The organism is bacterium, from assembly GCA_036524115.1.
Taxonomy (GTDB): Bacteria; JAUVQV01; JAUVQV01; order JAUVQV01; family DATDCY01; genus DATDCY01.
Map to the genome: position 1 here is coordinate 1 of DATDCY010000260.1, position 4,001 is coordinate 4,001.

General features: G+C 75.7%; 5 protein-coding genes. All 5 read left to right on the forward strand.

Going from position 1 to position 4,001, the window contains the following annotated elements; genetic code table 11:
• The coding region (locus tag VI078_12675; protein HEY6000135.1) for a hypothetical protein at nt 1–372 on the forward strand (372 nt) is incomplete at its 5' end.
• On the forward strand, nt 369–1,364 hold the full coding sequence (locus VI078_12680; protein HEY6000136.1) for a VWA domain-containing protein: 996 nt from the start codon (nt 369–371) through the stop codon (nt 1,362–1,364). The genes VI078_12675 and VI078_12680, both read left to right, overlap by 4 nt.
• Complete coding sequence (locus VI078_12685) at nt 1,361–2,374, forward strand: VWA domain-containing protein (protein HEY6000137.1); 1,014 nt, start codon at nt 1,361–1,363, stop codon at nt 2,372–2,374. The genes VI078_12680 and VI078_12685 overlap by 4 nt, the downstream gene beginning before the upstream one ends.
• Entirely contained in the window at nt 2,371–3,087 is a 717-nt protein-coding gene (locus VI078_12690; protein ID HEY6000138.1) for a hypothetical protein, read from the forward strand. The genes VI078_12685 and VI078_12690 overlap by 4 nt, the downstream gene beginning before the upstream one ends.
• Nucleotide 3,088: 1 nt before the next feature.
• Nucleotides 3,089–4,001: hypothetical protein (locus VI078_12695; GenBank protein ID HEY6000139.1), on the forward strand; the 913-nt coding region annotated here is incomplete at its 3' end.

The following is a 4,001-nucleotide window of genomic DNA, read 5'->3' on the forward strand; positions in this document are numbered from 1 at the left end:
CCGCATGAGGCGGCGCTGCGCGCGCTGGCCGCGCTTCGTGCCCGTGCCGCCGGCGGGCCCGACGCCGAGGTCTGGTACCGGGAGTTGTCCGACGTGGTCCGGCGCTACCTCGAGGATCGGTTCGCCCTGCGCGCGCCGGAGCGCACCACCGAGGAACTCATCCGCGAGGCGGCCGTCTCCGGGCAGCTCAAGCCCGCCCACCAGGAGCTGGTCCGGCTGTTCCTGGCGCATTGCGACCTGGTCAAGTTCGCGCGGCACCGGCCGTCGTCCGAAGACGCCTCGCGCGCTCTCGCGGCGGCCGAGCGCCTGGTGCGCGAGACGGCGCCGCCCCCGACGCAGGGGCGGGCCGCGGGCACGGGGGGCGGCCGGTGAGGTTCGAGTACCCGTGGGCGCTGCTGCTGGTGCTCCTGGCGCCGGCGCTCGCGTTCCTGCGCGGGTGGCGCCGGCGCAGGCCGGCGGTGGACTTCGGGGACGGGGGGGCGCTCGCCCGCCTCCCCGCCACGTGGGCGGTGCGGGCGCAGCGGCTGCTCCCGGTCGCGTTCGGGCTCGGCTTCGCGTGCCTCGCCGTCGCGCTGGCCCGACCGCGCACCGGCGTGCCCGAGAGCCTCGTGCGCGCCGAGGTGCGGGACATCGTGCTCCTCGTGGACGTCTCGACGTCGATGCGCGCCGAGGACCTCTCCGGCGGGGGCAGGCGGCTGGACCGGCTCGCGGCGGTCAAGGAGGTGATCGGGCGGTTCATCCGGCGCCGGCCCGACGATCGCATCGCCCTGGTCGCCTTCGCCGCGGCGCCCTACACGGTCTCGCCGCTGACGCTCGACCACGCCTGGCTCCTGGGTCAGATGGACCGCCTCGAGACCGGGATGATCGAGGACGGGACCGCGATCGGCGACGGCATCGCCTCCGCGGTCAATCGGCTGCGCGAGAGCAAGGCCGCGGCGAAGGTCGTCGTCCTGCTCACCGACGGCATCAACAACCGCGGCGTCCTCCTTCCGGAGAACGCGGCGCTTGCGGCGCGCGCCCTCGGCATCAGGGTCTACACCGTGGGCGCCGGCGCGAGCGGCCCGGTGCGCGCGCCGATCCGGGACGCCTCGGGCGAGGTGCGGTACGTGCTGCAGGAGTCGGGGATCGAGGAGGGCGCCCTCGAGGGCATCGCGCAGACCACGGGCGGCCGGTACTTCCGGGCGGCGGACTTCGCGGCGCTCGAGGACGTCTACGCGCGGATCGACGAGATGGAGAAGACGGCCGTCGACGTGCGTGAGTACACGCGGTTCGAGGAACGGTTCGTGCCCTTCGCGATCCTCGGCCTGGCCCTGCTCCTGCTGGAACAGGGGCTGGCGCTGACGCGGCTCGGGAGGCTGCCGTGATCCAGTGGGGCGACCCCCGGTTCCTCCCCCTGCTGTGGGCGCTCGTGCCGCTGGGGGCGCTGCTCGTCCTGCTGGTCTGGCTGCGCGAGCGGCGCTGGCGCCGGCTGCTCGAGAGGGCGGCGGCGGACCAGTTGTCGCCGGAGCGCCGGCGCTCGCTGTCCCGCGTGAAGGCCGCCCTCTGGCTGGCGGCGTGCGCGCTGGCGCTCGCGTCGCTGGCCCGGCCGCAGTGGGGAATCCGCTGGCAGGCGCAGCCGCGGCGGGGTCTGGACATCGTCGTCGTCCTGGACACCTCCCGCAGCATGCTGGCGACCGACGCGCGGCCGAGCCGGATGGAGCGGGCGAAGTGGGGGCTCAACGACCTGCTCCAGCGGCTCGGCGGGGACCGCGTCGGCCTGGTGGCGTTCGCGGGGTCGAGTTTTCTCGCGTGCCCGCTGACGACGGACTACGCCGCCTTCTCGATGGTGCTGGACGACGTCCGTCCGGGGACGATCCCGCGCGGCGGGACGGCGATCGCCCAGGGACTGGAGGCGGCGCTCGCCGCCTTCGACAAGGGCGGCGCGGCCGACCGGGTCGTCATCCTCGTCACGGACGGCGAGGACCACGCGGGCGGGATCGAGCGGGCGACGGCCGCGCTGGCGCAGCAGAAGGTCAGGGTCTTCGCGGTCGGCATCGGCAGCGCCGCCGGCGAACTCATCCCGTCGGCGCAGGACGTCGGGGGATTCCTCCGCGACCGCTCGGGGACGGTCGTCAGGACCGCGCTCAGGGAGGAGACGCTCCGGAAGATCGCCGCGGCCACCGGGGGGACGGCGGTCATCGCGGCGGGTGGCGACTTCGGATGGGACCGGGTCCTCGACACCGGGTTCGGCGCGCTGCAGCGCGAGGAGCGGGAGGCACGGCTCGTCAAGGCCTACGCGGAGCGCTTCCCCTGGTTCCTCGGGGGGGCGCTGGCCCTGCTTGCGGTCGAGACGCTGCTGGGGGAGCGGCGCCGGGGCAAGGGGGTCTCCGCATGAGGCGAGCCGCCGTCGGCATCCTCGCCGCCGTCGTGATGACCGGTGCCCATGTCCTGCCCGCGGCGGCCGCCGGCGCGCGCCGCGCCCTGGACGAGGGCCTCGATCTGTTCGCGGCCGGCCGGTACGACGAGGCGGCGACCCGGTTCGCCGGGGCCGCGGAGCAGGCTGGCGGGGAGGGGCTCGACCCGGCCGTGGGCGGCTACGACCGCGCCATCGCGTTCCTGAAGGCCGGGCGCGCGCCGGAGGCGGCCGCGGCCTTCGCCGAACTGGAGGACGCTGGCGACGAGCGCCTGCGAGAATCGGCGCGGTACCAGCGCGGCATCGCGCTGGAGACGGCGGCCGACGCGACGGAGAGCGGCGGCGATCTGCCCAAGGCGATCGCCCTCCTCGACGAGGCGCTCGCCGCCTACGAAGGCGCGATGCGCGTCGACCCGGGCGACGAGGACCCGAAGGTCAACCACGAGCTGGCGTTCCGGAAGCGGGCGCGGCTCGCACAGAAGCTCCAGGGACAGGGCGCGAGCCGGCCGCCCGAGCGGGCCGGACGCGGTGAGCCGCCGCCGGAGCGGCCGCCCAGGCCGGAGCCGTCGGGGAAGGAGATGCGGCCCGAGGAGGCGCGCACGCTGCTCGACGCGCTGAGGCAGCAGGAGCAGTCCCAGCGCGGCAGGATGCGTCCCTTCCGCGGGGATGCCACGGCAGTGGAGAAGGACTGGTGAGATGAGGGCACGGCAACCGTGGCTCGCGTCGCGGAGCGGCGTCGCGGCCCTGCTCGCCTGCGGGCTCCTCGTCCTGTCGGCGCCCGTTGCGGCGGAGCCGGTCGACGAGGCCGGCGGGCAGCTCTTCGCCAGCGTGGCGACGGCGCGGCGCGAGCGCTTCCTGCACGAGGTCTTCGAGTTCACCGTCTCCGTGTACAGCCGCGGGCTGACGATGGGGCGCGAGATCGCCCTCGTCAACGAGGAGACGCCGGGCCTGCAGTTCGGCCCGTTCCGCGATGCGGGGAGCGGACGCGAGGAGGTCAACGGCAGGACGTACGACGTCCGCCGCTTCGTGGGGCGGGCGGAGACCGTCGCCGCCGGCGCGTACGCCCTTCGCCCGACCGTGCGCCTCACCGTGGTCGTCCCCGCCCGCGGCGACGGGTCGCCGGGGAGGGCGGAGATCCGCCGGACCGACCTGCACCCGCTGGCGTCGTCGCTGCGGGTCAGCGCGCTGCCCGAAGCGGGGAGGCCGGCGGCCTTCGGCGGGGCGGTCGGGACCTTCGGCTTCACCGCGTCGGTCAGGCCCACGGCGGTCCCTGCCGGCGAGCCGGTCACCCTGACGATGGAGATCCGGGGGAGCGGCAACATCGGCCCGGTCGCGGCCCCGCGCGTGGATGGCGGAGCGGGCTTCAAGGCCTTCGAGCCGCGGCTGCTCGCGAAGGAGACCGGCGCAGACGGGTTGAGCGGCCGGCTCGCGTTCGAGCAGACCGTCGTGCCGCTCACGGCGGCCTCGACCTCGCTGCCTGCGGTGAGGTTCGCCTACTTCGATCCGGAGCAGGGGGGCTACCGGGAGATCGTCCGCGGTCCCTTCCCGCTGGCGCTGAGGCCGTCCGTGCGTCCCGCCGGCGCGCCGCCCCCCGAGGCGCCGGCTGCGG